Genomic DNA, 6,592 nt, shown 5'->3' on the forward strand with positions numbered 1-6,592 from the left:
TTACTCCTTCTCAGCAGAAGACCGACGCTTGCCGATCATCTCAATGATGACGGGTAGGACCGATGCGAGGATGATGACACCCAGGATGAGCGTCAGGTTGTCGTGCACGAAAGGCACGTTGCCCAGGAGCGAGCCAACCAGGATGAAGCCAGCACCCCAGAAGACGGAACCCAGCGTGTTAAACACCAGGAATTTCGAATAGGGGTAGCGGGCCATGCCCGCGGCGATCGGAATGAAGGTGCGTACGAAGGGAATGAAGCGACCGATGACGAGCGAGCGCCCGCCGTAGTTTGTGAAGTAATGCTCAGCCTTCTCCAAGTGCTCGGTCTTCAGGACGCGCGCGTCCGGTTTGAAGAAGCGACGACCCCATTTCGCGCCCAGGAAGTAGCCGATCTGCGCACCAATGAAGGCGGCGACGACGACCATGGCAATGAGAGTGGGCAGATGTAGACCGAGGCGGTCGTGCAGCAAGCCGGCAGTGAACAGCAGGGACTCGCCCGGAAGAACCGGGAAGAGAACACCGGACTCGATAAGAACGATGAGCATCGTTCCCCACAGGACCCACGGCCCCATAGCGACTAGGAGTGTCTCAGGATTCTTAAACCACTCGATAACTGTGTCAAGCATCGACGGATCCGATGCTTCCGCGAGTGTAGACCATGTCACGATAAGGCCCTTTTCTGCCGGGAATATGTCCCCCTAACCCTACCTTTGTTGACCGCGAATATAGGATGGTCACTATGAGGAAGCGCAAGGAGTCACACGACAGCCCCCCAGTTGTCGATACGAACATCCTGTTCGTCCCCTCTTCCGCGGAGGATCCGTCCTCACTAGGGGTCGATGACCTGATGGGCATGATCAACGGTGCGGGGACCACGACAGCCCCTGCCCAGAAACCGGACATCCCCGGCCCCGAAGACAAGACTGAAATCCTCGACCCCATCGTCGTGCCCGAGTCGGTCATCGTCTCGCCGGTCGTCACCGTCAACGCACTGCAGAGTCCCGCTCCTCCACCCCCCGCCTCGGCAATCATCGACGCGCCCCCTCCACCACTCCCCGACGACGAGGAGGCCGCGACACCGAGGGGTCCCATCCTCCCTCCTCCCCTCCCCGACGACGAGGAGGCCGCAAGACCGAGGGGTCCCATCCTCCCTCCTCCCCTCCCCGACGACGAGGAGGCCGCAAGACCGAGCGGCCCCGTTCTCCCGCCACCCGCGCCCGAAGCCGGCTCCGGCGTACGCATGGTTACCGAGCCGCCTACGCCCGAACCCCCCGCGCCCGAGCAGACCGGTCCCAGCGCCGCCACGAACGAGGCCTCCAAGACGATAGCAACGTCCGTCGACCAGACCGACATCGCCGCCGTCCCCACCCCCGTCACCGTCGCTGCGTCCGCCGCAGCCAACACAGCGAGAACCCGGAAGACGACACGCGCGAACCACGACGGAGCCACGACCGATCACGCGCCCACCCCGACCGACTCGCCCACCGAGAAGGACACGGCGGACGCGCTGGCCACCCCTGCCTCGGACGCGGTCGTGCGCGCCAAAAACGGCGAGGTCGCGCTTCCCGTCCCCGCCCGCAGGCTCCGCCTCCCCAGGCCCGCCTACATCGCCGACCACATCTTCACCATCCAGCGCAGGCGCGAGGACGTCATCGACGTCGTCATCTCGATCCTCGCAATCCTCATCATCTGGACCATCGGCACCGTCGCCAGCGCCACGACGCGCGGCGTCACCATGGACGTCCTGCAATTCCAGCTCATCCGCCAGATCCTGATCCTGCCCGTCAACCTCGTTGAGGGCCTCATCATCCTGATCACGCCGATCATGGTGATCATCTCCCTTGCGCTGAGAAAACGCTTGCACACCATCATCCAGGTCATCGTCACGAGCGTCGTCGCCGCCGTCGGCGGCTGGATCATCGCCATCCTCACCGGTCTGCTGCCCGTCTACCTCACCATCCCCCTGAGCGTGGACCGGCTCATCGCCACACAGGGCCACAGGAGCGGCTTCGTGATCGCCATCAACCTGGTACTCGTCACCCTGTGCGCCATGTTCACCTCAGCAGGCGAAGCCCAATCGATGAGAGCCATTCGCTGGGGCTGGACAGGCGTGTGGGTCATCCTGATCCTAGGCGTCCTGCGCTCCTCGATGACCCTGCCCGTCGCATTCATCTCTGTGTTCATCGGCCGTGCGTTCGGCTCGGGTTCGCGTTGGATCATGGGCTACGACGACCAGAGAGCCAAGGGGGTCACCCTCGTCGAGGCGCTCCTCAGCATCGGCATCACGCCCTCGCGGATCGTGCGCACCGACCTGGACACCACCACCGAACCGCTGTCCACGTGGGCAGTCGCCGAGAACGCCCGCGGACGCCTCACACAGGTGCCCGCCGACTTGGGCGACATGGGCGTCACCATCACGCAACGCCCCGACCCCGACCACAACCGCCACTACCAGGTGTGGAGCGACACCGAGCTGACCTACGAACTCATCGTCATGGACCCCGGCCAGGAGCTGACCGGCACCCTCCTCGAGATGTGGAACAACCTGCGCCTGCGTGGCATCAGCCGATGGATCTCCCCCTCCCTCAAGGCCCAGGCGGAACGCTCCTCGTTCACAACCTTGCAGGCTCTGCGCGCCGGCGTCTTCACGCAAGAACCCATCGCGATCGCCTCGGCGAACGATTCGATCATCATGGTGCTCTCCGCCCTGCCCCCAACGACACCGCTGACGGAGCTCGGCGAGCGGGCCTCAGACGAGGTCTTGGATCGTGCGTGGGAACAGCTGCGGTACGCGCACACGCGGGGCATTTCGCACCGCGCCCTCACGCCCGAGGCTGTCGTCGTCGACGCGTCCTCCGACGTGTGGCTGCTCGACTGGGATTCGGGCGAGGTCGCGACGACTGAACTCAACCAGTCCATCGACATCGCCCAGATGCTAGTCCTAACCGCCCTGGCAGTGGGACCCCAACGTGCGCTTGAGGCCGGTCGACGCTGCGTCGGCGACGAGACCCTCATCGCGTGCGCGCCCGTCATCCAGAAGCCGGTCCTGCCCGCCTCGGTGAACCAGATGCTGCGCCGATCCGATCTGCTCAGTGATCTGCGCGCCGCCCTCGTGGGCGACTCCGAGGCCGAGTCCGCCCCGACAGCCGACCTACAGCGCTTCCGCCCGCGCACGATCTTCACGATCGCGGTCGCATTCATCGCGGTTTTCATCGTCGTCTCCTCTCTCAACTTCAACGACCTCGTCTCCACGGTGAAAAGTGCAAACCCGTGGTGGATGGCCGCGTCTGCCGTGTTAGCCTGCCTGATCTGGGTGGGTTCGACCGTGCCGCTCATGGCCCTGTCCCCCGAGAAGCTGCGCTTCGGCGACACCCTCATCGCGCAGGTGGCCGCCTCGATCATCACGGTCGTCGCACCCGCCGGTGTGGGTCCCGCTGCCCTGAACCTGCGCTACCTGCGCAAGCGCCGCGTCCCCACCGCCGCTGCCGTGACGACGGTGACGCTCATGCAGATCTCGCAGGCACTCATCACGATCATCCTCCTGCTGCTCGTCATGGTCAGCGCAGGCTCGTCCCTGTCCGTCTCACTCCCCTACGGCACGATCCTCGCGGTCGTCGCGGTCGTCATGCTCGCGGTCGGCGTCATCGTGGCCGTCCCAAAGGTACGCCGCTGGATCTGGGCCAAGATCGAGCCGACGTGGCAGCAGGTCTACCCACGTCTCCTGTGGATCATCGGACAACCTCGTCGCCTGACCGCCGTCGTGGCTGGCAACCTACTCATGAACATCGGCTACGTGGGCGCGTTCTGGACCGCCATGGTCGCCATGGGTGGCTCGCTGAACTTCTCAACGGTTGCTATCACCTACCTGACCGCGAACGCGGCGGGTTCCTTCATCCCTTCCCCGGGTGGTATCGGTACCGTCGAAACGGCACTCACCTCGGGTCTGACAGTCGCGAGCGTCTCCTCCTCGGTCGCGATTGCCACCGCGCTGCTCTACCGTCTCGTCACCTTCTACGGGCGCATCCCGTTTGGCTGGCTGGCCATGAAGTACATGGAGAAGAAGGATCTGATCTAAGCGCTATCTTTCCGGGCCTCGACCCTGAGGCTGGGGATGTGCGCCGGGTTCGCGCCTCTTTGCACATGCCGTGGTGGCACTCAGATGCACACCGCGAGTTGACTGCGCCTCACTCTGCACGAGGCCGGGTCATGAGCGACACCGAGGTACGACGGCACGGGGAGCCTTACTTCTAGTTGCTTCTAATTTGGATCAAATTTGAAGCAACTAGAAGTTGCCTGTTGCAACAGTTCTTGTAACAAGATCCCCACGCTGCGTCGCACAACCTAACGACCACGGCGATCATGGAACTTCGCACTACGCATCGACACCCCGAACCCGGCGTTGGAGATCTGTGACCGGGTACCACTCGAAGCTACGGCCGCGCTTGGTACGCATCAGGTATCCCCCGTCCTCAAGACCGCGCAGATCAGCATGCGCCGTCTGCAGCGTCACCCTGAACTTGTCCGCATGTGATGCAGCTGTCACAGTGATAGCAGAGTCCTTTAACGCTTCCTCAATGACCCCGATCTGTCGATTATTGAGATCGGTGAGCCTCAGGAGATGTTTCACTTGTTCCATTTCCTTGGACTTTCTCGCCAGGTAATCGTGCAGCTCACAGATTCCACGCAGGATAATCTGCGCATGCCAGATCAGAAAGTAGGTGAGATCCCCTTCATCCTGCTCAACCTCAAGGAACGAGCGCGCATACTTGGCAGGCGCTTTGCGCAGAAGCCTCGACACCGGGACAAAATCCATGAGAAAGAAGCCTTCGCGCAGCATCACCCACTGCGCAATCACGCGGGCCGTGCGCCCGTTACCATCGACGAAGTAGTGGTCATAGACCATCATGAAATGAACAACGAGCGCCCTCACAAGCGGCGGCACGTATTGCGTCGCATACTCCCCCACGCCATTGGCAAAGTCGCACAGACGCTTGAGTCGTTCAGGCAATTCTTCGGCTGGCGGCGGAACATGCAGCAGCTGATCCTGGCCTTCACTCCCATAGATACGAATTCGCTCTTCGCCCTGGTGCTGCAGGCGCCCTGCATCCTCCGCTTCGTCGAGCGTCCCATCCGTCACAATGCGATGGACCCCGCAGATGAATGCAGGAGTGAGCTCCTCACCCAGGTGAGCACGCACATATTCGAGAGCGAGAAAATTGTTGAGGATCATCCGCTCCGAGCGAGTGCGTGGATCCTTCTTTTCTCGGAGCATCTTTTTCGCATCACGCCTTGTGGTCGACGCCCCCTCCATCTGGGAGGAGGTGATCGCTTCTTCGTAGAGAGAGTTGATCAGGTATCTGTCTCTCACCCCTTGCGTCGCTACTTCGCCCGGCAGCTCCACCTGACCGCGCGCCTGCGCCGTAATCTCCTCATTCAACTGCAAGAAGCGATCCGGGAGATTAAACGTCAGGCGCGTTCCGTCCTTCATAACGAAGGGAGTGGGCCGGGCCGTCGAGGCGCGCGCAGCGCGTACCGCGTACCACCACTCCTCACGCGTCAGACCCTCCGGCACCGGCTCAGCGCGAAGGTAGTACTCCCACGGCCGATACTCTGAATCATCCAGCCCACCCGCTAGCACGCCGATAATAGGGAGACGCCGCTCATCATCTGCGTTCGCCAAACTGGCGATAACTCGTTCGCGCAGCTCACCAAGCCGATAAGGCGGAGGGACAGGAGTCTTCATGGCTACTCCGTTCACACGAACTTCAAATTACTTCTAATTTTATCTTAATTTGAAGCAACTAGAAATAGTGCCACGGTGCACACATCAACGAGGGCGCAACAGAATATCCAACATCCCGCCACAAGCAGGCGTCCCCACAACAAACGAGGCCGCGACCGGAACACCCGGCTACGGCCTCGTCGATGGCGGTCACACTACCAAAGACGGTTCGCGTGCACGTAGTAGGCCGACTGCACGCCACTGACGCCCCTGATCACCTCGACGGATCCGGCGGGCACACTCAGCCCGAAGCCCTGCACGGGTGTCCCATACTCATACTCGACCTCGACGGACCCACCGGGGAAAGACTCGGCCACAGCTTCCCTAATCGACGCGAGCACAGCCGCACGGTCAGCGCCCTCCTCGAGGCGCACGACAACCTCAACACTCTCCGACGGACGGTCCTCACTTCCAACCATGGCCGCCTGGGCGACCACCGCAGGCGAAACACCGAACTGGAAGGCGGTCGCCGACGCGGCGAACGACGGACTCACAACCGCAAGCGCACACCCGCCAACACATGCCAGCGCGAGAGCTGTTTGCTTCATGGACATATTCTGCTCCTCTGCAATCATGGGCGGTCGAGCGGGAACACTGCCATGTATCCTCTCCGCCGATCACCAGGAGCACCCTAACACGACAGCGTAAATGACAAGCTAGTCATGACTGCTATTTGGTCATTACTGGCTCTTCGCATTTTGGGGTGTGGGGGGTGGTGTTGGCATGGGGTCGGGGCCTGCCCGATGATTGAGGTTGCGACACTTCAAACGCTGGGAGGCCCCGACATGGGTAATGGTACCTTTTCTGCT

Annotated in this window: 4 protein-coding genes; 1 reads left to right on the forward strand and 3 read right to left on the reverse strand. The window is 62.2% G+C overall.

Annotated elements, in window-relative coordinates; translation table 11 throughout:
• Complete coding sequence (locus tag QZ149_RS05165; protein WP_291450204.1) at positions 1 to 627, reverse strand: DedA family protein; 627 nt, start codon at positions 625 to 627, stop codon at positions 1 to 3.
• A 113-nt stretch (positions 628 to 740) separates the two neighbouring features.
• On the opposite strand from QZ149_RS05165, the gene QZ149_RS05170 reads away from it, so the two are divergent.
• Positions 741 to 4,076, forward strand: coding sequence for a lysylphosphatidylglycerol synthase transmembrane domain-containing protein (locus QZ149_RS05170; RefSeq protein ID WP_291450201.1), 3,336 nt, complete (start codon positions 741 to 743; stop codon positions 4,074 to 4,076).
• Positions 4,077 to 4,373: 297 nt separating this feature from the next.
• On the opposite strand, the gene QZ149_RS05175 is transcribed toward QZ149_RS05170, so the two are convergent.
• Positions 4,374 to 5,744, reverse strand: coding sequence for a Fic family protein (locus QZ149_RS05175; protein ID WP_291450202.1), 1,371 nt, complete (start codon positions 5,742 to 5,744; stop codon positions 4,374 to 4,376).
• A gap of 194 nt (positions 5,745 to 5,938) precedes the next feature.
• The gene (locus tag QZ149_RS05180) at positions 5,939 to 6,331 is read right to left on the reverse strand and encodes a hypothetical protein (protein ID WP_291450203.1); all 393 of its coding nucleotides are present in this window, start codon (positions 6,329 to 6,331) and stop codon (positions 5,939 to 5,941) included.
• Between the last annotated feature and the right edge of the window lie 261 nt (positions 6,332 to 6,592).

Source organism: Actinomyces sp. ICM47 (assembly GCF_905369875.1).
Classification (GTDB): domain Bacteria; phylum Actinomycetota; class Actinomycetes; order Actinomycetales; family Actinomycetaceae; genus Pauljensenia.